18 protein-coding genes and 1 pseudogene are annotated in these 24,834 nt (G+C 47.5%); all 19 read right to left on the reverse strand.

The window, feature by feature from the left end; all coding sequences use genetic code 11:
* Positions 1 to 165: 165 nt before the first annotated feature.
* Positions 166 to 600, reverse strand: a pseudogene (locus AC1DWB_RS12725) (IS110 family RNA-guided transposase); the annotation flags it as partial.
* A gap of 108 nt (positions 601 to 708) precedes the next feature.
* Positions 709 to 852 (reverse strand): hypothetical protein, encoded by a 144-nt coding sequence (locus AC1DWB_RS12730; protein ID WP_477541441.1) that lies wholly within the window; start codon positions 850 to 852, stop codon positions 709 to 711.
* A gap of 378 nt (positions 853 to 1,230) precedes the next feature.
* The gene (locus AC1DWB_RS12735) at positions 1,231 to 2,928 is read right to left on the reverse strand and encodes a type 2 periplasmic-binding domain-containing protein (protein WP_477541442.1); all 1,698 of its coding nucleotides are present in this window, start codon (positions 2,926 to 2,928) and stop codon (positions 1,231 to 1,233) included.
* Between the two features lie 82 nt (positions 2,929 to 3,010).
* Positions 3,011 to 3,886, reverse strand: a complete 876-nt coding sequence (locus AC1DWB_RS12740; protein WP_477541443.1) for a carbohydrate ABC transporter permease — start codon at positions 3,884 to 3,886, stop codon at positions 3,011 to 3,013.
* Positions 3,887 to 3,899: 13 nt separating this feature from the next.
* Positions 3,900 to 4,802: an ABC transporter permease gene (locus AC1DWB_RS12745; protein WP_477541444.1), complete on the reverse strand. Its 903-nt coding sequence runs from the start codon at positions 4,800 to 4,802 to the stop codon at positions 3,900 to 3,902.
* A 316-nt stretch (positions 4,803 to 5,118) separates the two neighbouring features.
* Complete coding sequence (locus tag AC1DWB_RS12750) at positions 5,119 to 7,326, reverse strand: helix-turn-helix domain-containing protein (RefSeq protein ID WP_477541445.1); 2,208 nt, start codon at positions 7,324 to 7,326, stop codon at positions 5,119 to 5,121.
* A 273-nt stretch (positions 7,327 to 7,599) separates the two neighbouring features.
* Positions 7,600 to 7,731 carry a hypothetical protein gene (locus AC1DWB_RS12755; protein WP_477541446.1) on the reverse strand — a complete coding sequence of 44 codons (132 nt, stop codon included), beginning with the start codon at positions 7,729 to 7,731 and terminating at the stop codon, positions 7,600 to 7,602.
* A 454-nt stretch (positions 7,732 to 8,185) separates the two neighbouring features.
* The gene (locus tag AC1DWB_RS12760; protein ID WP_477541447.1) at positions 8,186 to 9,247 is read right to left on the reverse strand and encodes a zinc-binding metallopeptidase family protein; all 1,062 of its coding nucleotides are present in this window, start codon (positions 9,245 to 9,247) and stop codon (positions 8,186 to 8,188) included.
* Between the two features lie 119 nt (positions 9,248 to 9,366).
* Positions 9,367 to 9,648 carry a hypothetical protein gene (locus AC1DWB_RS12765; protein ID WP_477541448.1) on the reverse strand — a complete coding sequence of 94 codons (282 nt, stop codon included), beginning with the start codon at positions 9,646 to 9,648 and terminating at the stop codon, positions 9,367 to 9,369.
* Between the two features lie 525 nt (positions 9,649 to 10,173).
* A complete protein-coding gene (gene yqeK / locus AC1DWB_RS12770) occupies positions 10,174 to 10,785 on the reverse strand; it encodes a bis(5'-nucleosyl)-tetraphosphatase (symmetrical) YqeK (protein ID WP_477541449.1) in 612 nt (203 codons plus the stop codon).
* 151 nt (positions 10,786 to 10,936) lie between these two features.
* Positions 10,937 to 12,115, reverse strand: coding sequence for a hypothetical protein (locus AC1DWB_RS12775; RefSeq protein ID WP_477541450.1), 1,179 nt, complete (start codon positions 12,113 to 12,115; stop codon positions 10,937 to 10,939).
* Positions 12,116 to 12,262: 147 nt separating this feature from the next.
* The gene (locus AC1DWB_RS12780) at positions 12,263 to 13,504 is read right to left on the reverse strand and encodes a hypothetical protein (protein ID WP_477541451.1); all 1,242 of its coding nucleotides are present in this window, start codon (positions 13,502 to 13,504) and stop codon (positions 12,263 to 12,265) included.
* A 30-nt stretch (positions 13,505 to 13,534) separates the two neighbouring features.
* The gene (locus AC1DWB_RS12785; RefSeq protein WP_477541452.1) at positions 13,535 to 15,853 is read right to left on the reverse strand and encodes an aminotransferase class III-fold pyridoxal phosphate-dependent enzyme; all 2,319 of its coding nucleotides are present in this window, start codon (positions 15,851 to 15,853) and stop codon (positions 13,535 to 13,537) included.
* 14 nt (positions 15,854 to 15,867) lie between these two features.
* Positions 15,868 to 16,509 (reverse strand): SGNH/GDSL hydrolase family protein, encoded by a 642-nt coding sequence (locus tag AC1DWB_RS12790; protein WP_477541453.1) that lies wholly within the window; start codon positions 16,507 to 16,509, stop codon positions 15,868 to 15,870.
* A gap of 73 nt (positions 16,510 to 16,582) precedes the next feature.
* Positions 16,583 to 18,526 (reverse strand): right-handed parallel beta-helix repeat-containing protein, encoded by a 1,944-nt coding sequence (locus AC1DWB_RS12795; protein ID WP_477541454.1) that lies wholly within the window; start codon positions 18,524 to 18,526, stop codon positions 16,583 to 16,585.
* A 13-nt stretch (positions 18,527 to 18,539) separates the two neighbouring features.
* Positions 18,540 to 21,098, reverse strand: coding sequence for a DUF4838 domain-containing protein (locus AC1DWB_RS12800; protein WP_477541455.1), 2,559 nt, complete (start codon positions 21,096 to 21,098; stop codon positions 18,540 to 18,542).
* Between the two features lie 43 nt (positions 21,099 to 21,141).
* Complete coding sequence (locus AC1DWB_RS12805; RefSeq protein ID WP_477541456.1) at positions 21,142 to 22,071, reverse strand: carbohydrate ABC transporter permease; 930 nt, start codon at positions 22,069 to 22,071, stop codon at positions 21,142 to 21,144.
* A gap of 1 nt (position 22,072) precedes the next feature.
* A complete protein-coding gene (locus tag AC1DWB_RS12810; protein WP_477541457.1) occupies positions 22,073 to 23,002 on the reverse strand; it encodes an ABC transporter permease in 930 nt (309 codons plus the stop codon).
* A gap of 59 nt (positions 23,003 to 23,061) precedes the next feature.
* On the reverse strand, positions 23,062 to 24,774 hold the full coding sequence (locus tag AC1DWB_RS12815; protein WP_477541458.1) for a type 2 periplasmic-binding domain-containing protein: 1,713 nt from the start codon (positions 24,772 to 24,774) through the stop codon (positions 23,062 to 23,064).
* Between the last annotated feature and the right edge of the window lie 60 nt (positions 24,775 to 24,834).

Genomic DNA, 24,834 nt, shown 5'->3' on the forward strand with positions numbered 1-24,834 from the left:
AGATAAACCCGAGATTCCTAAGTTTGTTGTTGGTGAGGGATGTAGAGAGGATAGGGCTACGGGTAGTTCGGCAGCAGCTCTTTCTTGTGTTGGCGTGCTCCTATGCTTTCTGTAGTTAATCCACCCTTGGATATATCGTCTGAGCTTAATGATCCTGTCTTCGTTGCGTTCAAGTACGGAAACAATCACACGCTCTACATCCTGTAATTGTGCACAAGCAAGGTCTTACTCAACGAGCAGTTGCTTCAAGTGAAGCTTGTAGGCCTGCATAGCATGTCTAGAACCAGCCAGCAAGATTAGAGTACGAGCCTTTCGCTCGCCATAGTGCCGCTTCATAAGTGACTTCCAGCCCCGAATCAGGTCTTGTGGCTGTAATTCACCTAACTCTGCTGTCGTTGGGAAAAGTCGAAATGTGGCAAAGGAACCGGCACACATCAAGTCTTTAAAGACCTGACGCAGCTCAGGAACACTTACGAGTCGCTTCACCACAAAGTCCCGGTTCGAGAGTAAAACACGGAGTTCTTCAAACGCCTCAGGAGTGGTACGTGTGAATGAGTAATACCCGTTTTTCACCATGTCAGCAATGACAAGAGCATCCTTTAATGGCAGGTATCAATAGTCAAAAGAGCGCCTATTGCCTTTGATGGCAATAAGCGCTCTTTTGAAATACTTGTAAGCCTAGCACAGCAGGTCTTCACTTACTGACCATTACACGGCAAGCGCGCCCCAGGAGTAGGCAAACACAGCATCCATACCCGCATTCTGCATATCGCTCATCATGGCAGAATCCGCACCTGAACCGGATATCAGAATAATCACATCATCAAAGCCGCCGCCCAGACTATTTTTCAAAGGGGTATAGCCATATATACCAATAACCGGCTTGTTGTCGACGACCAGATATCTCGGGTCTTTGAAATAATATTTCCATCCAGTTGGGCACCAGGTTATTCCTGAAATCGTCGCTTCCGCTTACCTTGGAGGCAGCAGCCTCCCACATGATCATAAAATCAGTTTGGTTACTATATTTACCATTAAAGTAGCCATTATGAAGAGCCGCTCCCAGATGTGGGTCCTTAATCGGCTTTCCTTCCGATCCCGTTGGCCTGTACCAGCTATCCCATTGCCCTAAAGCAGCGTTCATAAAGAATAAGAGCAACTGATGGGCTGTGAATTTACGTGCCGTATCTTCATAACCCAGCTCGCCTAAGAATTTTTTGTCGTGTAAGCCTACTTTACATACTGCTTGTATATTTCTGCTGTTGTGTAAATTTTATCTTTATTCTTGGCGTACCAGTCTTTGTACCATGCCTCGATTTTGTCGCCGCCGCCTTTGCTCCAGGCTGTTTTAGCATCGTTTATCGCCTGATCCACGGAATAAGAAGCACCACTTACAATTGCTTTGTTGAAAATATCGCTGATCGATTGCGTTAATGAAGCCGAAAAAGCCGATAAATCTTGTGGAAGGGCCGGATTATAACCCGAAGCCGTGAATCCGTTGAACGGACGCTCTGGATTTAAATAAGCAGGCTTCGCTTGCTGCAACAGTAGATCCAGAAATTCCTTCTGCAGCGGAATTTCCGTATCATCGTATACTTTTTCCAGTTGCGCGCATTTGGCAAGCAAACCTATCCCTATGTTTGCCTGCATTCGTAAATCTCCGTTATAGTCCACCTCAACTTTTGATTTGGCCGGATCAATCTGCTTCGGGCAACCATTCTCTCCCATCTTCCAATGTTCATTTTCGATACCAAATGTCAAAGACAATTGCGTCGATTCCTTGGTAAGAAAGTCCATATAGTCCATAACAGCCTGAGGATTCTTGGCTTTCGCATTCACCGCCGCTACCATCTGAATCGGTTCCCAGCCCCAGCTGTATGAACCGTATACTGTCGTTGGAAATGGAATAAATTTAATTTTGGCATTTGGATTATTTTTACGTAACGTTTCGAAATTTTTGTATCCCGCACCATTGATTCCGCCGATATTATTAATACCGTAAATACCAAGCTTGCCGTTGACAAAATCCTGAAGCGCCTTTTCCCCTTTATCTGTCAGGAAGTCTTTATCTACCGTTCCTGCATCGAACAGCTGCTTCTTCAATTGCAGTGCGGCTTTGGAATTATCCCACTGCCGAACAAGCTCTCCATTATTTAGGAGCATGCCGTCTGGGATTTCACCACTATTGTACATACGATCGATTACTCCCCCGCCGATGAAGCTTAGATGGTAACCGAATGTATCCTTCTTCCCGTTGCCGTCCGGATCCCGTTCAGTAAACGCCTTGGCAACAGCCAATAGCTCTTCAGGGGTCGTCGGAGACTTCAAACCCAGATTTTCCAACCAATCCTCCCGAATCACCAGTCCCACATTCAGCGTAGGACCAACCACACGGCCAAAATAATACATCTTGCCATCTTCATTCATAGCCAATTTCTTGACGCCTGGATTCTGCTCAAGAAATTTTTTGTATTCCACACTTTTGCTGACCATATCATCTATTGGCATAAACTGCTTTTGCGCAAGAAACTGATTTTTGATTTTTGCATCAAATTCAAAGATTAAATCAGGAGCCGATCCCGAGGCAAACAAAGTATTCAGCTTCGGCATCGACTCCCAGCGCGGAACCGGGACAAACCCTACATTGGCCGGTCCGTTGGCATTGATCCATTTGCTCCAGCGGTTGTCGTCTATGGTGCCTTCGGCAGCTGGTACATTCCCCCGGTCATAGACGGAAACCGATATTTTCGACTTCGGCTTCATTGTCGCCGGTTTAGTCGACTGTCCGGATGCGCTCGCGTCTGGAGAAGCTGTATCACTTACTGTGTTATCCTTTCTAGTGGAGCAACCGTTCATAATCAATAAAACCAATGCCGATGCCAAAACGATCCTTATTTTTGTACTATGTCCTGTTTTTTTCCTATTCATATTTAACCCTCCTGATTATATTTCGTTCATTTCTCCGAGCATTGATACCCTTGCCCATTCATTTAGCAATCCATAACAGCCTCTATCCCTTAACTGCACCAACTAAGGCACCTTTTACAAAATATTTCTGCAAGAATGGATACACGATCATTAGGGGTAGCAGCAAAATCACAACTGCTCCTGCTTTGATCGCTTCTGGTGTCATAGAAACCGAGTCTTCCGCTTGAAATGTATTGATTTGCTGAAGCAGCTGCTGACTTGCCACCATATTCTGCACAAGTACAGTAAGATTGTATTTCTTAGCATCATTGATGTACAGGAGCACTGTTAGAAACTGGTTCCAATACCCTACAGAATAGAACAAAGTCAACGTGGCAAGGACTGGTAAGGAGAGCGGGAGAAAAATTTGCAGTAGCATTCTGTATTCTCCGCATCCGTCCATTCGTGCGGCATCTTCTAGTTCAGAGGGAATATTGAGGAAGAATGTTCGCATAATCATCATATTGAATGCGCTAACCAAGGACGGCAGCCAGATCGCAGCGTAAGAGTTAATCAACCCCAATTCTTTGATGACCAAAAAGCTTGGGATCAATCCACCGCCGAACAACATCGTGAACACAATCGCCAATGTAAAGAAACGTCTGCCATAGAATGTATTTTTAGACAATGGATAGGCAGCCAATATTGTAAATAACATACTCAGGGCAACACCAACCACTGTTATGATGATACTATTTTTCAAAGCGTGAATAATTCTTGTTCCTTCGATAAGCTGCCTATAGGCTTCGATGTTCCAACCGATCGGCCAAATCGACACCTTTCCCGAGATAATGGCAGAACTATCACTCAATGAGACTGCCAAAATATTGATTAAGGGCACCAATGCACTAATCCCGAATAAAGCCAAAAAAACGTAATTAACGGCGAAAAAAACGTGTTCTCCCTTGCTGGTTTTCACTCTGAAGTCCCTCCTACCATAAGCTCTGGTTATAACGTTTTGCGATTTGATTGGCAGTCAGCACCAGAATTAATCCGATACATGATTCAAATAAGCCCAGTGCAGTTGTCAGACTGAATTGTGAATTCTGTACACCAATTCGATATATGTAAGTGCTAATGACGTCCGATAGAGTCGCGACAGGCGTTCGCAATACATACACTTGATCAAATCCAACCTCCATTACACGCCCCAAGGAAATAATCAGAATAAGAATCATGGTCGAAGCCAGTCCAGGAATCGTAATATGCCAAATTTGCTTCCACTTATTAGCACCGTCCAGGTTGGCCGCTTCATATAAGCTGGTATCGATGCTTGTTATTGCTGCCAGATAGATGATCGCCGAAAACCCGGTTTCTTTCCATAACGCCGATCCGATAAATATCGACCACCAGGAGAAATTGTGATAAAGAAACGCATAGGTCTCTCCGGTTATCCGTTCAATTACATGATTAACAATGCCTGTTTCCTGATTAAATATCGTGAAAACAAACCCGCTGATAATGACCCATGAAAAAAAATGAGGTAAATAAATCAACGTTTGGATCGAGCGTTTGAACCACATCCTGCGTACTTCGTTTAAGAGAATAGCCAATATAACTGGCAACGGAAAGCCAAATAAAATGCCCGTTAAACTTAACACAAAGGTGTTCTTCACAATTCGAACCGTTTCGGGATTCGAGAAAATATAATGAAAGTGCTTAAGTCCTACCCATGGGCTGTCGAGAAAACCTTGATACAGGTTGTAATCCTTGAAAGCAATAATCAGTCCTAGCATAGGTATATATTTGAAAATAACAAAAAACAATAACACAGGGGTAAACATAATAAACAGTGGGAAATTCTCCTTCAATCGCTTTTTATTGATGGTTACCATTTGATGCTACCCTCCTTTCTTCTGTGGTGTCTGTCATAAGCCTAATTGTAGGGATATTCATATTACGCCAGCAATAGACAAGAATCTGTGGTTAACAATTTTCTGCATAAGCTGGGATATGCGATTTGCCATCACTATAATTGCCGCATGAGGATACTTGCTCAATAATAGACACGATTCAGTAACAGTCATAATTCCGTCCAGTTGTCGAAACAATTCCTTTATCGTTGGGTATACAATTTTGACCACAAAAAAAGCCTCAAACATATGAAAGATTCATACGCGAAGGCTTTATGAACATATCAGCGAAAGAATCTCACTTTACTGATTCACTGCGGAATACAACTGGCGTTTTCCCGGTAAGTCTCTTGAATACCCTGTTAAAAGAGACACTATGCTGATAACCGACCTTTCCGGCAATATCCTGTACAGACATGGAAGTATCACTCAGCAGTTGTTTGGCATGCTCCATCCTCACGAAGGCCAAATAATCAACAAAGTTTTCCCCGAATTCTTCTTTAAATAGTTGACTTATATATTTCGAATTGATTTGGAATTTATCACTTAAGTGATTTAAGGAAAGATCCGGATCAAAGTAGTTGGCTTCAATATAGCTCCTTACCTCGGCAAGCAGGCTCCTATTGTTCCTGCCTTCACGTATACGCTCCAGATGTTCTGATGTTTCAGTCAGAATCAGACTCGCCTTACCACGGAATTCCCGTAAAGTATCAAACCGCTGCAATAATTCATTGATAGGCAGCAGCCCTTTTTTTCGCCATATTTCACCATAGTCCTCCGAAAGCTCCATGAGCTCCCGATTCATTTGATAAATCAGATAATTTAGTATACTCTCTACATCTTCTCTGGATAGCAGTGTTCTCTCCAATTCATCAAAGAATGCCTCAAGCTCCTCCCCCCACGATGGATTGCCTAAGCGGAATTGCTGTGACAGCGTCCGTACAGGTGGGAGATGGCGGAACATATCCCCTTTCGGAGACATTTCGATATCGTTGTAGGCAATGATTCGATTGCTGCCCAAACCAGATTTATAGCCAAGCGCTTGCTTTGCGTCGTCGTATGAACGATAAATCAATGCGGCTTCCTTGATTAAACTGCCTACACCAATCGTAACGGTAAATGTCAGGTTGCTCTGCACCCATTCACGCACTTCCTCCAGCATACTTGCAAGCCGCTCGGAATTCTCCCCCTGCTCATCCTGATATTGATAAAGCACCCCTACGATATGATGATCCATCCATTCATGCCAAACGATCACACCGTTATTTTGTGCCACTTCCGCAATCACACTGCACAGAATAAATTTTAACAAGTATTGATCCTTCTGGTTGTAACTCATCTTAAAATCAGTAAATTTATCCATTTCAAATAACACGACTTCAAAACCGCTATACTTCACAGGACGGCCAAACTTGATCATTTCGTCCGTCCATTGCTCAGGTGTGATCTCTCGCAAACCTTCCAAAGCCTCTTGAAAAAATACTTTCTTGCGGAATACGATATTCTCTTCATGCCTTTGTTGAAATTTATTCGATTCCTCTATTAAATTCTCTACCGCATTCTCAATAAAACTGAGCTGATTTCCTCCTGTATGCGTAGCCAATTTCTGGCTAATCTTGAAGGAGAGCGACTGAATTTGATTAATCATAAGCTCGACCGGACGATAATTGCGACGGGTGATATAAACAATCCAGATGACTCCAAATGCAACTATACTCAGACCAATAGTAAGCCATATATAAGAAAAATTAGAAATAAAATAATACACCTTACCCGCCTCGACACCGCTGCGGAGATGCCAATTGGTTATCGGCGAGTGAATATCGGATAAATACATTTCTGTTGGCTTCTGCTTGGCTAGCTCTAACTCGGAACCATTTCTTGACAGAATTACATTGCCCTCACCATCCACAAGCTCCGCGTAGCTGATCCCCGAATCAAATAAATCCTGGAGTATGTTCTGTAAAGCCGTTATTTTGACATTGGTGACAATCTTGCCTTCTTCCCCGGAAAATAAAATCACGCTACGAACAAGTGTTATTACAGATATCGGCTCCGTCTGCGAGGAGAATTCCACATATTGTCTACTTCCGCTCCATGATTGAAGCGACACATCTCCGGTCAGTTGGGATTGCAGAAATTCCTTATCCCCAAATGCGCTGAGCGGAATAAAACGGTTCTTGCTTAAAATGGCTTGATCCGAGTACCGGTAGAGATAAATCGAATCTATAATGGCATGCTTTAAGACTAGTTTATTCAATCCAAGTGAAGATTCATAGGTTTGGAACAAAGGGTTAATTTCTTGCAGTGGTGTAAAAAAATCACGAATACTGCTGTGGTCTGCAATAATTTCATTGATAATACTTTGATCAATAGCCGAAAGCGATTGATCAATAAGCTTCATTACTTGTGTGGAATAAATTTGATTAGCTTCCTCGGCTTCCTTCTTTAAAACCTCACTCACTCCCAGAAAAAGAAATAAAATGAGCAAAGTAACAACAATCAAAAAAACCGGTACATAAGAAATCAATATCCGTGAAAACCAATGATTCTTAATAGGTTCACCTCATTTTTTAAAACAACCTTTTTAAAGGTTAATTATAGCGACAGGATATTAGTTCAACAATAGACTTGTTTCTGTGATAGACATAATTCCGTTCAGTTAGAAGCACGATTATACACTCTAGCAATAGCGATACTCCATTCAGCTTGCAACTGATCATGCTGAATCTGATCTTTAAATCAAATGAGTGGTATTGACTTTTGGCTTTTAAGTATCCTATTTTGGGGCCGCTTGCAAGTTCTCGTTATGCACCCGGGCCAGTTCCTTCGCACCTTCTTCGGGAGTCAACTTCTGAGAGAAGACCTTGTCATAGATGACCTGCTGCTCGATTCCCGTTTTCTTATCCATACTCCTTCTGCTTCTGCTTCTGCTTCTGCAGAAGATGAGGAGATCGTCCGCGTATCGAACAAAACGGTGCCCTCTGGTTGGCTAGTGGTTGGCAACTACAGGCCCCCACAGTGGACTTTCACTACCTAACTAATCGCCATGCGTGGTACACTAGGAAGAACCTCTGGAGCAGATTCACTTCAGAGGTTCTTGGTCGTTTAGATTAGTTTGACGCGTGAGAGCGAGGTAGAGAGCCTATCCTTAGGCTCTAAAATCTAAAGCCGATTTCTAGGCTGTCGATTCATGTGAGAACAGGAGTGGAAAGTGAAAAAGAGGACCCCGGCGAGTTTTGGCTTGAACCTCCCTACCGCGAAATCCCTTATACAATCATAGGAGGTTCAAACAAGATGTTTGAGCTAAAAGGGGTCCTTTTTCACTTGGAACGGCCGTCTTATCGACAGCCACTAAAATCGACCTACAGCTCATCATCAATCGGGTTCAGGTTCTCGTTCCCCGTCAAATGAACGAGGAAATCCACGAGCAGATCGATCTCCTGCTCGATGTCGCGCAGACTGACCGTTTCCACCGGCGCATGCATATAACGCAGCGGCAGTGATACAAGCGAGATCGGCACGCCAGCACCTGTGAAGCGCATCTTGTCGGCATCCGTGCCCGTCAGGCGCGGGGTAAGCTCATACTGCAGCGGGATGTTCTGCCGCTCGGCGGCGAACTCCAGCAGTCGATTGATCTTGCGGTTGATCGGTGCACCCTTGGCAAGCACGGGTCCTCCGTCCAGACGGATGACCTCATTCTTGCTGGACGCGCCCGGATAATCGGTCGCGAACGTCACATCCATCGCAAGCGCCATATTGGGAGATAGCCCAGCCGCCGCGAAATACGCGCCGCCCATGTTGGTCTCCTCATTGACGGTGCTTGCCGCATAGACACCCACCGTCGTGCCCCGTTCCGCCACGCGCCGCAACGTCTCCGCCACGATGAACGCGCCGGTACGATTATCGAGACCGCGACCGCTGATTCGGTCGTTCAAGAGAAGCTCCGGCTCACGCTTGTATACAGCAAGATCGCCCACCTGGACAATTCCGGCGAGCTCTTGCTTGCTCGTGGCCCCACAATCGATGCAAATATCGGAAAACTCAAAGTTTTCCTTCAACCCGCCATGGTGCTGCGCATTGGCCCCGATCACACCCGTGATCACGCCGCCATACCCCAGAATGTTCACCTTCATCCCAACGGCCAGCTTGGGACTAATGCCACCAAGCGCCTCCACGAAGACGAACCCGGAATCGTCGATCCGGCTGACGATCAGGCCAATCTCATCGCAGTGCCCGGCGAGCAGCACCTTGAACGATGCATCGGGGTTGAGAACGCCGATTACATTGCCAGCCAAGTCCGTACGAATCTCATGCGCGAACGGCTGTATATAGTGCATTAGTTTCCGTTGCAGCATCCACTCCTGCCCTGATGGAGACGGGGTGTTCAAGAGGTCAAGTAAACATTGTTTGGCTTCGTTGTCCATAACAGCAGCTTCCTTTCCATTACACGAACTTATACGTTCATCATAGCGGTTTTGAAGCCTATTTTCCAATCTATTACCGCCTACAGAGCCATTAGGGTAACTAGTCTCGTCAGCCCAGTTCAATCCGCCTCATTCACAAATATCCGGTGATCCAATCTCAAGAACCTGCCGCAACAACGGCATTGAATAAGCTCGGCCACATCCTCGAACCAATTGTGCGGCATTGGAAACTGCTCAAGCACATTATAGACACGCTTGAGAGCAAAATCATGACCTGTAACAGCCAAATGCTTAAATTCCCGACCATTACACTTCTCACATTCTGTAATTTGTCTGGATATATAAGCAGCTAACTGATGTATGACCAGCCCACTTCCAGCTTCATTATCGATGATCTCCACGAAATCAACCTCCAGCCGTATTAGAACATTTGTTCCTATACTATAGCACAGATTGTCCAGCATATGAATAACCATTCCCTCGATTTCACACAAAAAAGCCGCACAACCCACATGTGCAGCTTACGCAATCTATTCACCGAATGCTGGATGAAACTCAATCCAGATCGTACTTCTCTTGTTTCGCTTCGGAACAGGATGGGTCCTGACAAACCGAATAATAAGTAACCACGTTCTCCGAATCCACGGTATCGATTACTGTTGAGCAAACTTTACATAATATGACGCCTAAATCCAACTTTGTCGCTGCATTCCCCACCATCATCCCACCCTGACTGTGATTTTCGATGCTAATTACATATTTAGTGTACATCATTCATTATATAGTATGCAATATAAATGTTTTTAGAACGTCATATTTAGGCGGAGCTCGCACCAAAAATAGATAAAGAGACTACCCGAATCAAAAGCCAAGCTTTTGACCGAGATAGCCTCACGTTTCCCACACTTCCAATTTACTTCCGCTTACTAGAGCCGCTCCTTCAACTCCAAATACGCCTCAGCCAGCCAAGGATGAACAACCTTCAGACTGTCCCGCCCCTCCCAGAGATAACTAATGTAGGCGAACGCCGCATCATCCAGGGAGACGTCGAGCGCCTTCAACAGTCGGTCTAGGTAAGGGGGCTGGCCGGACTGATCCCATACGATCTTGTCAGCCACGAACAACACTTTGTCTAGTGGAGTAGCCTTCGCTCTCAAGGTCGTATGGCACCCCACCGCATCCAGTATAGGCTCCTCTTCGATTCCGAAAATGTCCCTTGCCATCGCTTTGGAAATTTTCTGATGCACAATCATCGGAAAAGTCTCTTCTTCAGGAAGCACTTCAATTCCAAGCTCGCGCGCTACACGGATTCTCTGGTCATTCGGGAACACGCCACTGATGTCGTGTAAATATCCGGCGTTGGCCGCAGATCGCGTATCGATGCCGAATAGAGCAGCAATTTTGCCCGCTTCGTCTCCAACGAGCTGACAATGTTCGGCTGTCTTCGGATGCCCGTTATCCATTAGAAATCGCGCGGCATCTTCACGTAGGTCGCCTATTCGTGCTGGTATGAATAGATGTGCATAAGTTTGCTTCACCCTTCGACCTCCACATTAGGTTGAAGCCTGATGTTCATTTCAATAATGATTTGGATGCCATATTCAAATAGTTGCGAAACAGAAAAAAGGAGCATAATATCTAGGAAGTTCCCTAGTATTATACTCTTTCATTAAATAATTGAAATCATAATTATTCAACATCGATAAAATATCGATAACAGTCTGCCCAAAATGTATATCCTTCCCGTTGACCAAGCTTTGCAAGGTATACCTCGATCATTCCGGTCTCGCGATCTTGTACGATGTTGAAGTTGGATAGTTGGAGTTTATCGGAATCACCCTCTTCACGCTTATCAATCGTTGTAATTGTCTCCTTCATAAGTAAACCGCGGTCGTCTACCTCAGCGATGATGAGCGGATGACGGGGGAAGTTGCTATAGGTTGCATGATCAGAAATATTGCCGATCCAGTAGATCTTGTCGTTCTTTATGCTCCTGACAAAAGCAGAAATGGTCGCTGCTGAGTAGAACACCTCCCGATTGTCAAAATGCCACGGCACAGGGTCGGTGAACGTTCTTCCTCCGTCATCGGAATAACAGTACCACTTATGCGCAGGCGTTCCAGGTTCGATGCGCGTGTTCCAATTTTTGCTTTCCACATTGGACCCGCGGAACACAGCCAATATCCGGCCCGACGGCAGCATGATGGCGGCCGGCTCAGCTACCCCTCTGGAAGATTTTAAGTCACTGATCACGATCGGTCGGGAGAACGTAAGGTCATAATGCCCGCGAGATTCATTGAATATGCCACGAACAACAATCAGGCCGTGCATGATTTCGGAACAAGAGGGGAAAATCTCAGCTGCGTCAAGGCCGCGAATACGCAAGCAGGCGTGCATGGAGGCGCCAATCGGAAAGATAATTTCGCCGTTATCCAGAACATCGACACCGCAACCAAGATAGGCCCGATTGTTGTTGGTATATGCCGGGTTTCTCCAGTTATCTGGATCAAAATCGGCGCCTTCCTCATACTTGATCAATTCGGTTTTTCGCTCATCACTTCCCTCTTTTCTTATCGACAGCAAGCTGTGGTCAACAAAACTTGCTTCGCCATGTCCCCAAAATCGCTCATAGGCCTTATGATGGCCGCCAAAGAAAACCCTGCGCATGTCAACTGATACAAAATGCCCGAAGTGAGGATTGAATGTCTCTTTCCCATTATAAGTAGCGATTTCGTCTTCGCCTTTCGCCTCAACACTTCTGCTGTAAACATCTTGCCATTCCCCCCAGGTTCGCCCGTTATCATCGGAGAATCGCTCGAATGCTGCATTGCTCCAATCAGATTCACCTTGCAAGCTCTTATGTTCCACTCTCCTAAGTCCCGTACTGTCTACATAACGTTGCGATCTCTGATCTGTCGTTTTTTTATCTGGGGATTCGACATATAGCTCTTTTCTCACCTTCATATTTGTGCTCATGCACCTCTCATCTCCATCAAATTTCATTCTTGCTTATCATTACCCTTTGGCATCATCCCACAGGATCCGGGCAACAAGCACAGCATTATCACTACCGTATTTATGAATAGCAGCACTCATGTACGGAGTGTCAGCAAGAGGCTCCAGCTCTTCTTCAGGGAATCTTTCTCTGAGCTTTCGCATCATCTCTTGACCCCATTCGCCGCCACTTTGCATCCATTCACTTGTCGTCACCCAAGTCTCCCGTTCATTGACATTCACCACGCCGAAATTCCCAAGACCCGCTCCCCGATCTGGCACCAGAATCGTCTCCGTATCCCTTATCAAGCACAGGTGAACAGGGTCAACCTCTGCCATAAATAACGGGGCGCGGTGTCTAAACACATGGCCGTTATGTTCCGCAACTCGCGTGTACACTAGAAAGAGACGATCACTATGGGTAACCCAATGCTGCTGTGTATTGTAAGTAGGCACGTTCGTTCCGTCATCCCACTTCCACACTTGCGGATCGCTATACTGCAGCCCATCTGCACTTCTGGCTACAGCCCCATGATCGTCGGAACGAAGCGTCAGAAAAAACTCGCCTTTAAACCATGTTAAGGAAGGTTCTGTATAACCCCGATTCCGATCTAGTTGGAGTTCCGTGCCATGCTCCACATAACGTAGGGTCTGTCCATCAAAGCGACATTTCAGAACCGTAGCGAATAAGCGGAGACGGCTGAGATTGTGTTCATTATTCGTGTAGTAAACCGGCAGCAGAATATCCCCATTCTCAAGATCAACCCGCTGCGTGCAGCCTGCACCCGAGGTGAGAAATTGTCGCGGCATCGCCACGGTCTTCCAGTCCGACCAACGATACGAATGCTCATCATATACGGAGTACACCGTATCTCTGACAGGCCTGTGGATCTGATCCCCCTTATAAGCAACGGTATGACCGGTCCCAAGCAACTTCCCCGTAGCTGCATGCCAAGTTGGCGTAAAATCGCTGATGGCCACTTCAATCCCATCATTCAACTGGCGCCTGCCTAGTGAGTCGTGTTCGATCGGACCTACCCATGTTTTTCCCATGTCATGTGTTCTCATTTCATTCAAAACCCCGAATACGTCACTTCCTGTTAACTTATTAACTTGCATGGTCAATACAATGGCAGGCACCTCGCCTGGAACAACACCTGCCCTTGGATGTACCCAACAATGCGTTGGGGAAAATCCCGAATGAATCGTTTCCAGTTGAATCTGGTAACCCGAACCGGTCGGAACTTGATCTTGTTGTTTCATTGCCCTGCCTCCTTAAAATCATTCGAACCCTTATATCAAACGTTGAAATCCGCTCATAGCCACCTTGCCGTTCAATATTCCATCCAGACTTCCGGTTCGCAAAGCATCGGAAATCTCTGCGAATACTTCTTCAATCGCCAAGTCATACAGATTCACGATCTCCTCGTTGTGAGCATAGGTCGGATATAGGGATGTCCCCGCCAAGAAGCCGCGGTCAAGCATCAACTGGGTGTACAGGGTACGCATTTTCTCTGACTCTTCATGTAGAAAATGGAAATGAGCTAGGCATGGATAGGCACCTTCTGTATGGACAGGGAGCTGATAAGCTGCACCATGACGTCGCCAACTATCCATAACTTGGGTACCGATCCGTTCTACATGAGCCGACACATTTAGTCTTCCGAGCTTGCTGATCGTAGTGACTGCAGCTGCGGGACCGATACTCTCTGTCCAATTGGTGCTGCTGATAAACGATTCGTGCGCCCCCTCCATCGCTTCCTTCGTCCCAATTACGGCCCCGATCGGGTGGCCATTTCCCATTGCTTTTGCGAATACGGCAATGTCCGGCGTTACGCCGAATTTCAAATGCGCACCGCCATGAACCAGCCTCCACCCTATCGATACTTCGTCAAAGATAAGCATGGCCCCGCACCGCCGCGTTGCTGCACGTACATATTCTAGAAATCCGGCTTCCGGATCCCCATTACGGCAAGGCTCCATAATAACAGCAGCCAGTTGGTCACCGTATTGATCTATAATTGACGCTAGAGCTGCTTGATCGTTGTATTTGAACGTCAGGGCTGTTCCGCGCAATTCCCGAGGTACGCCAGACGGGTTCAATCCAGACAGCAAATGTCCACGCAATGCGTCGTTCTCCCCGAGGTTGGCCGACAAATACCAGTCGTGCCAGCCATGATACCCGCAGACGGCCACAAGAGAGCGGTCCGTCGTCGCCCGGGCAATCCGGACCGCAACCGCACACGATTCTCCGCCGCCTTTCGTGAAGCGAACTTGCTCCGCCCAAGGATGAATCTCACAGAGTATGTCTGCGAGCTCCACTTCTTCCGGTGGATTAAGGGAGCACATACTGCCTAAGTTCACCCTGCGCACGACAGCCTGCGTCACATCAGGATCGCGATAGCCGAGCAAGCAGGAGCCGACAGCGTTCGTGGACATATCGTAATAGCGCTTCCCGTCCAGATCCCAGACCTCACAGCCTCGCGCCTCCCGGAAATAGGCTGGCCATCTGTCTGGCGCCATATTTTCCGGTCTTTTACTAAGCAGTTGCACCCCTCCAGGTATACGCTTCTTGGCATGACGATAAAGCTCCTGTGTCCGATTAAGAGGTTCTACCTCCTCCAGGCCAAGCAGCTCGACTGCATTTTGGTAGAAAATAGCGTTTAAATCTTCTTCATTTAACCCCATGTCGTTTGCAGCAGTCTGCAGCGCCCGAAGTGATTCGATGCCTACCAGAACAGGACGGCCCAATTGAGCCGCTTGGTTCCATTGGCAGAAATCCGGATCCAGCCACACGAATCCGTCCCCCACCGTGACGGACTTCCCGCGGATTTGCGAGATCGGAAAGTCGCTACCCCACATCAGCTTGTGAGGGCCGAACTGTTGCAAAATAACTTTCAACGGTTCCGGTTCGCAAATGGCCGACGTGTCGAACCACACATTGTCCAATCCTCTTAACTCGCTTATCCCTTTAGCCGCATTTGGTCCGTGGAAGCATCGCGCAGCATGGGCTAACACAAGTTTGACGTTCGAAAACCGAGTGCATTTCTCGCGGATTTCACGCACATTATCCGGATCGGCAATCGCCAAGTCTCTGACCAGATGCAACATGATAACGAGATTGCGCTCATGGGCCATTTCCCACATCCACTCCGGACAAAAACCGGTGAGAGATGATTGAAATGTCGGCTTTTCCTTACTGTATATATGATAAATTTTGAATCCGGTAATTTGTGGGTGATTGACATAAGCGGCAATCTCCTCCGGATCATCATCAGGGGTAACTAGGAGCAACCCTCTGCTTGACGGTGCCTGTTCCAGCTGACTGATCAAGTATTCATTTTGTTTGCGCAGATCCGCCGTAAGCATAGGAACAGGAAAAAAAAGCCCGCCTTCCAACCGATGCTCCCCCACAATTGCGGACAGATGCTCTCTCCAAGCCTGAATCGATACCTCTTGCGGCCCTCCAGTCCAAATACTTGTCCCTTCTGTGTTGAGATCGACATTACGGTATATATGGGCATGAATGTCGAATATGGAGTTGGGGAGAAACGTGCGTAGTTCCTGTGCTAGTTTTTGATCACATTCGTTAAATGTCCAACTTCTGTCCATACCTTTGCTGCCTCCTATTTCAATTCTCCCTCATCGATGGCTTTCCGGATCGCCGCTGTAATGTGTGGATGAATGATCTGGTGCCCTAAGCTGTTCAAGTGCTCCCCATCGTTACGATGCGTATAGTTCTCGAAGTATGGGGTGTCAGCCCAATCGGTGGCAGTTCCCGTGATCGTGTTGATATCAACAAACCCGGTATTCAGCCATTGGCTTACCTTCTTAATGACTTCACAATATTGGAGCAGTCTAGCCTGATTCAGGTCACTACCTCCCAATAAATAAGAAGCTACATAAGGGGGTGTCATTAAGATAACTTGTGGGTGTCCTCTATTGAATACTTCCCCGTGATCGATACGGACGATAGATTCGACGATATGGACCAGATTCGATTCGAAATCAGCGAGGGATACAGCCGGCTCGAGCGTTTCCTTATAAATTGTATGGTCGTTCGYCCCCAACATGAGTGTGACGACAGTAGGACGGAATGACAAACATTTGCTGTCCAATTGAAGCAGCAAATCAGAAGTCTTCCATCCTCCGATTCCACTGTTAATCATTTCTGTAAATGGCAGCCCGTCTCCTTGCAGCCTTTCAAAATACACCTTAACTTCTGCACGCCGTGCCGTGATAGAATCTCCCAACGCCACATAATTCATGAACGTTACACCCTCCTAGAAGAAAAAGGGACCGCAGGCAAAGTGCGCGATCGCGGTCCCTTCGATTTGCGGCTTATACGATGGTGCCCATCGCGTTTCTCCAACTCCCACCGTCGAACCAAATGATCGAGTTCAAAGTCGTGTCGATGATCATCATATTTTTGTAGCCGGCAGGCCGTCCGGAAGTAGGATAAGCGGGTATTCCCAAATTAGCAGTCCCTGTTGAATAGGGATAGGCCGTCGGGAATGTAGAGTTGTAGGAAGGCCGGAATGCAGTGCCGGATATGTAAAGATCATTCGACACTCTGCCGCTTCCAATGTAATTCACTGCAAAATGCTCATTAGCCGTAGGCACCAGATCCGTTCGGAAGGAATTGTTTTCGGCTAGAGCTACCTTCATTTGTGTCACGACTTGGAACGTTAAGGAAGCAGCGCCGTATGCCTCCTTGGGAATGAATACGCTGTTTCCGCGAAAGATCACATTACTGTTCAATATATACGGGAAGTAACTGGAGAATGCCGAAGTGTGCGACCCGATAAATTCGCAATTCTCGATCAGAATGCCCCCATCCCCGCTGCTCGTAGTAGAAAGGCCTTGCGAATAGGAAATAATTTTGCAATTTCGAATCGTTGTACGCGTATTCGGAACACCGAATGTGGGGTAAACAACCCCGTTCTTCAAGTCCATATAGGAATTCTCGATAACGGCGTTATTAATAGCCAGGATAAGTGCGTAAACGCTTGATCCACTGGAAGAAGATACCAGCTTCACGTTGTTCAAATAAATATTCTCGACCTTCCCACCGACAGCGGAAACAAACTGACTTCCCGTGTTATTCTCAAACGTACAATTCAAGAAGGAAAGTCCGTTCGTTCTTACATCGATCGTAGGTGTATCGAAATTGGGCTCCACATCGCAGCCTGCACCGGGAGCATGTGACCCGTACGAGCCAGCCGATTTCCCTGTCTCGCTGAATGTACAATCGATGAACTGTCCTTTGTCCAATTGGATGACACTTATGCCTTGCCTGGCGTTGTAGGTGGATTTCACATTCATTAATAAAGCGTTTCGGTCGCATTTGGTATTGGAGCCACCCAGATACAACCCGTCTGACATGAAGTGATGGATGTCCAGATTCCTGAAGGTGTAGTTGGTGCAACTGCTCGTCAATATGCCCGGACATTTGGCCTCCACGACGCCGGTATCCCTCGTCATCAGATCTACATTGCCGTCCAGCTCGAACCCTTCCACGGACAATTGATCACATGCGCTGAATCGGAACGGAACGACACTGCAAGAGTAACTATACTTAAATCCGTTCGCCTCATAATCTCTCGGACGATGGAAATCCCCTTTGATGTCGAACACGGCACCGTAACCGATCAGCGAAAGTCCCTTGCAATTGCTATAGGTAATATCCGTTATTCCATTCGCGCCAGGGCCGCCGGTTATCTTATACTTGTCAATCCGGTAGGTGCCGGGTGGAAACAGGACCGTTGCAGAGATCATGCCGGAAATCGTGATAGCCATTTGCTTCAAGGCGTTGTAACAATCCGTCCCATTGTTGCTCACACCGAACCACCGCGCGTTCAATGTGCCTTCATAAATTCGTTTAAACCTTGCGCCGGCCGTTGAGACTAACACTGTACCCGTATTGTCAACCGTAGTGGTATCCAGTGAATCATAGTAAAAGAAGCCTTCCTGACCAGAATTGGTCACCTCGTACAATTCGTTCACACTAGGACTGGCATAGGTGCGCAAATCAGCGATTGTAACCTTAATGAGTGTCGCGCAAGTCGTGCTTCCTCCGCCGCCGTACACGGACTGGGTCACAGTTGTGCTGCTTGTGCTGCCATAGACGCTTGACGTTGCGCCTTGCAATATCGCTCCGGCCGCAAGCACCGTACCTGCGGCTCCCAATTTACCAAGAAAGGCTCGACGGGAAACGGAACCAACCACTTCGGGGCTATCCAACTCGGCTCCTACCTCTTGATTATGATCCTTCTTCACTTCCATTTGCGCTCCTCCTCTACAGTCCCGGACTCCAAAGTACGACAGGTCCCATGATTCCGCCCGTACCGAGCTCGTCTAAGATTTTATTCGTCACATCAATCACGAGTACGTTGGTTTCTCCGAACCGTACTGCTGGGGTGGCGTTAAATTCCCATGGAGATCCGAGCGCCTTCCCCTTAGCCGTGTTCGTTAGTTCCGTTCCATTCAACCAGACACGAGCAGACTCATCAATGCTGCTGAGCCAGAGCTTGACTTGCTTACCACTGAAGGAAGCCGGGACATCCACCTTCGTTCGATACCAGACATCGCCTTTGTAATAGCGCAGGCCTTGGTCTGACCAAGTCTGTGAAGACGTCTTGAGCTTCATCCACGACTCATCGCCAAGAGTCGGCTTCCAGAGTCCCATCTGTGCTCCACCGCCCAATGGGTCGAGCATAGCCCTCCATTCGTCAGGCAACGTCGCTACAATCTGATTGCCATTCGTTACGCGTTCGTAGCCTTGCTTCATCATCTTGCCGAAGAAACGCTCGATGTAACTCCAAGCTGTAGGGGCAAGCGCAATCGGTTTATTGGAAAGGGCGCTCAAGGAAAGCGTATTGACTTGATCGTACAAGCGTTTGGCTTCGACGAAATCGAATCGGTTAAACGAAGCAATCATCCCCATGAACGTCTTGCCATAATCAAACGCGATTCGAGTTGTATGCACTCGAGCCGCATAAGCTGCATCGCCAGACTGTGCCGCTGCAGTTTCTGCCTGAAGCAGTGCAGTCTCCATCAACTGCAGCCGCTCCACCGTTAAGATGTGCGAGAAATCGTACATGCCGCCTGCGAAGTAATCCGCATTAGCGTAGGCGTCCTCCAGCAGATTGAAGTGAGTTCGCATCGGGATAGCCGCCGGCCCATAGTATTTCGTGAAATAATCGTTGAGCGTCAGCTCCACATTCAAGTCGGGGTTCCACATCATCTTGGTGGCCAAATATAGCGCAGGACCGTGATACCCCCAAGCGGGCAAAGTCTCGACCCGCATACGTTCGACTCCCTTGTCGTGATAATACTTGAACTCGGACGCAACCTGCTTGATCATGGGGAAGGGCATTCCGGGATCAGCAAGATTGTACAGATAACCTCGGTACATAAGTGGAACTCCAAGCGCGTACCAGCCGTCGACGATTTGCTTCAGATACTGGCGCTCCCAAGAGAGTGGATTGTCGAGACTGTGTATCCGTTCAACTGTAATCGGGRCCAGAATCGGTAAAATCTTCGGATTTGGGATTTCCCGGACCGGCGGTCTCGTATAACGGCTATAGGCGTAAGTCGCGACTCCGACATTAGGGTACCCGGCTCTCTCCAACTCTGCGATGACGAGATTATAGAAACGTACGTACCGATCCGTAGTCGAGATCTCCCCTTGAAACGGGTCATAATCTCCCGCATCCCACGGGCTGTCCCCTTCACCCCCTCCATCATTCGGTCCCATGCTCACATATTCTAAATTCGGGGTTTGTTGAAGTTTGGCCAGTGCTCCATTAACAACACAGGTAAGGACTTCAGGCTTCGACACGTCGAATTGACCTGTCACCTTGCCGTTCTCGACCATGAATAGGTCGGGACGAACCGTATTCTTGATCGTGCATGGAAAACCATGGCTTCCATAGTTGTCGCCGCCCAATCGGTTATAAATGCCCCATTGCGCGGCTTCTGTCGCATTGAACACACTTGGCGCACCCCCCGTTGGGTAACCGGGAATCCCTTGCAGCCGACGGGTGCTGAAGCCAGGGTGCTGGATGGTGTCCTGGATCAGGATGGATACCGTGCTTGCAGACGGGACAACCGTACCGTAGGGTCCTGGCGCAAACCAGCGAACACCTAGCTGTTCCAGTAGTTCATAGGCTGCATATGCAGTCCCTTGATCGGAAAGTCCGGTCAGATAGATCGAATCCGGTGTTGCTACAATACGGAAGGAAGCGGGATCGTCGCCACCTGCTCGAATCGGATCCAACATCGAGGCGGGGGCTCCACCTACGTATATTTTGACAGTAGAGGGTCCGTAGACACTTGCCGTAACCGGGAGCTCTACACCTGAGATTTGTTTGATATAATCCTTGAGCTCTGTGGCCGATTGGCTTTCCAGGGTAGTGGCATTCGATGGGAGAATGATCGCTGCCATGGCTTGACCACCACTAACAACCGTTACGGATGGACCAGTAGGGTTCGTCTCGTCTTCACCCGCAATAATACGTTCCAAGGCCGACGCGGCGGCGGCCGAGATTAATTGCTGCTGCAACACGGATGGATCGCGGATTTGGTTCAGGAAATCGTCCAAATAAGCGACGGCTTGCTGGTCAGCGCCTTGTCCGAGCAACACGTCGATAATCTGGATGCGATACCTCAAATTACCGGCGAATGTGGACTGGATATCTCCAGACTGTTCCAAGCTGTTAATCGCCAACAGCAGCTTGGCGGTTGTCTCTCCTAAGCCTCCCGGAGGACCTCCCCCGTTTGCCTGAGCGGAAAGAGGAATCATAGATGTGCATAACAGCATCGCGCATAAGAACCCTACCATTAACTTAGCCATCGATCTTCTCATCCTGCTCACTCACCTTCATCGGAATTAACTTCTACCCTTTCAAAGACCCTAGCGTAATGCCTTTGATAAAATACTTTTGCAAATAGGGATAGACAAGCACGATCGGGCCAATACACAACAAGGATACGGCTGCCCTTACATTGTTCATCGTTAACTGCGCCCTCGATTGACTTGTGAATGTAGCCAAATCCTCAGCCTGTTCATTCACGGCAGCAAGCATTTGCTGCATGATTAACTGAATCACAGCCAGCTTATCCGATCGGATATAGATCATAGCGTCGAACCATGAGTTCCAGTGATACACGGCAGACCATAACGCGATCGTAGCGATCACCGGGAGGCTGATTGGCAATATAATACGGAGTAATAACGTCGGATAACTTGCCCCATCCATAAAAGCGGATTCTTCAAATGCCGGATCGATCGTCATGAAGTAGTTGCGCATAATGATTACGTTAAATATCGAAACCGCACCCGGAAGAAGATACACGAGAAAATTGTCAATCAGACCAAGCTGCTTCACAATCAGGTAAGTGGGGATCATCCCTCCCGAGAAAAACATCGGAATCAGAAAGTAAATGGTCACGCCCGTCCGAAACGGCAACCCCCGCTTGGCCAACGGGTAGGCGGCGACTATCGTAAAGAAAAGCATGAACAGGGTTCCAATCACCGTCCGGAGTATGGAATTCAAATAAGCGCGCATCACATCCTCATAGCCGAACACGAAACGAAACGCATCCCATTTCCATGTTGTAGGCCAGAAATGAAAACCAAGTGTCGTGGCATCAACCGATCCGGAGAAGGACAAGATGACCAACTGCCAAAACGGGTATACGATGGACAAGGTTATGAATAACATAAATGAATAATTGAACAGCTCGAACAGGAATGATCCCATTCGACTGGTTGTCTTGACGGTCCGGCCATGCGACCGGGCAGTACCTACGTGCGTCCGCGCCATATTACCACACCCCATGCTCGTTATATTTTCGGATAATGGCATTGGTACCGAGGAGAAGCGCGACGCCAATTGCGTTTTTGAACAAGCCTACGGCAGCCGAATAACCCATATTGAAATCGACTAGTCCAGTCCGGTATACGTAAGTATCTAATATATCACTCACCTCATACACAACCGGATTGTACATATTAAGCACTTGGTCGAAACCCATATCCAGAATGTTGCTGATCCGTAAAATAAACAGGATCGTAATAACCGGTACAAGCGACGGAAGCGTAATAAATCGCATTCGGTGATAGCGGTTGGCCCCGTCTACTTCTGCTGCTTCATAGAGCTCCGGCGAGATGGAAGCAATCGAAGCGAGATAGAGGATCGCTCCCCAGCCGATTTCTTTCCAGATGTCGCTTATGATCAAGATGGGCACGAAATACCGGGGATCCGCCAAGAAATTGGTAGGATCTCCGCCAAACAAGGTCACGATGTAGTTAATAATCCCTCTTTGCGGTGACAACACTTCCGTGATCATTCCGGACACAATGACCMAAGACATGAAATGAGGCAGATAGGAGACGCTTTGTACCAACTTTTTGAACCGTTGCTTGCCAATCTCGTTCAATAGAAGTGCGAATAAGAGCGGTGCAAGGAATCCAAATACTAGCTTCAACCCATTGATGATCAGGGTGTTGCGCAGCGCACGTAAGAATATGAAGTCATCCCATAGCGCCCGGAAATGCGCAAAGTTATTCCAGGGACTAGCCCAAATTCCTTTGCCAACGCTGTAATCCTTGAATGCAATCAACACCCCATACATCGGCGCATAGTGAAAGATGAACAATTGAATGACTGGTAAAAGTAGCATGATATACAGCCATTTCATCCGTACTACTTGAGTCAGCAGCGGATGTGGCTTTTCTTTAGTTTTGGCATACAAGCAATGTCCACTCCTTGCGAAAGTAGGGCGGTTCCCTGCGACAACCGCCCCTTATATAGTTATTTGGCTCCTGCTCGTAAATCTTCGACTTTCGGTGCTTTATCGGAGTATTCCAGCCAATCCTTACCGCCATTGTCATTCCAACTCTTCACATATGCATCCCAAGTGGAATCGATATCCTGCATGTTAGCGATCGCTTTGAACATATACTCGGTCCCGATCGTGAGAATCTTGGTTAGTTTATTAGAATCGAACGGTGGCTGTTCTTCATACAGATCGAACTTGTAGGGACGAAGCTGTTTCTTCATTCCGAGGTCCTTCGCTCCGAAATACTCGCGAATTAGCTTAACGGTCTCCTTCGGGTACATGTAAGGAAGGAACTCGTCCGTGTAGTTGACGTGATTGTAGTAAGTGAGACCTGTGTTACCCTCCGGTAAGATGCCATCCAAAGCAACTGCAGCTGACTGGTAGGGAACTCCTTCCCATTTGAAGTGCTTTCCTTCCACCCCGAATGACGTAAGAACAGCACCGTCCTTGTCGAAGTTAATATAATCGAAGATTTGCAAGATGCGGGCTAGCTTCTCGTCGGACACATTTTTACTGATGATGAAGTCATAAGTCAGGCTATTGACTGGGCGAGCGGCAGATGCACCCTGCTGACCGTTCGCCCCGATGACAGGAGGGGTGAACAATATTTTCGCATTCGGATCTTTCTCGAGCAGGTTGCCTGGAGGACGGGTAGTATAACCTGGAACCAATGTAGCTAATAAGAATGAAACTTGTGCGGAGCCCAACTTGCCTGCCGCAAATTTCTCCCAGCTCTTGTTAAGGTTCGACGTCGTAAATTCCGGATCAACATACCCCTTCTTGTGCCAATCGGCGAAGAGTTTCAAAAACTCCTTATATTTTTTGGAAATGGAGGCTTCGACTAGTTTGCCGTCCTCCATCATATTGTAAGTACCCAATTCCCCTAGACCGAATGCTCCCAAATACGTAGTCGCCCACTGCTTCGTGCTTTGATTGTTCATGGTTAGTCCAAATGTGTCCTTTTTGCCGTTTCCATCCGGATCACCATTAACGAAGCGATCGAACATCTGGGCTTCTTCCTCTAATGTGAAAGCTTCTTTCGTGAAGTAAACCCGTTCCTTCCCATCCGAAGTTCCGATCGGAACCGCTTCTCCCTTCGGCTTGATTCCGAATTTCTCCAACCAGTCCAGACGATACACTTGCCCCCACTGAAGAGAATCAACATGTTGGGAAATACCGGTCATCGAATAATATTCGTCCGTTTTGTCCCGGGCTCTGTTCAGGTTCCAACCACCAGGGCTTTCATCCAGCATTTTGGAGTATTTGGGCGCATACTTCTGAATCATCGATTTCGGTATGCTGCGAAGCAGACCGTCCCGGTAGTATTTGGACGCATCAATCGCATTGTTGTACATCGCATCGGCCATTTCACCGGATGCGAACATCAAGGTAACTTGGTCCTTGTTGTTGACATCGATCTTCTTGTTCGTCAGCTTAACATTGAACTTCTCCTCAATCATCTTCTGAACAAAATTTCCATCCTCAATCTTGCCTCTAGCACCACGACCGAACCAACTAATGTCCTGCTTCTTGGTCAAGTCTCCCATGCCACTTTGGGCAGCAGGCGGAGTGGCTGTCCCATTCCCCTCAGTCGTCGCTTTCTCACTTGTGCAACCGCTTGCAATGGAGACTGCCGCAAGGATCGTGCATACCGCAGCTGACAAGCGTTGTGTGGATCGTTTCATTGTTTAGTAGACCTCCTTTGTTATTTGTAAACGCTTTATTCATCCTTAATTTTACACAAG

This window comes from Paenibacillus sp. P4_E11 (assembly GCF_056401635.1).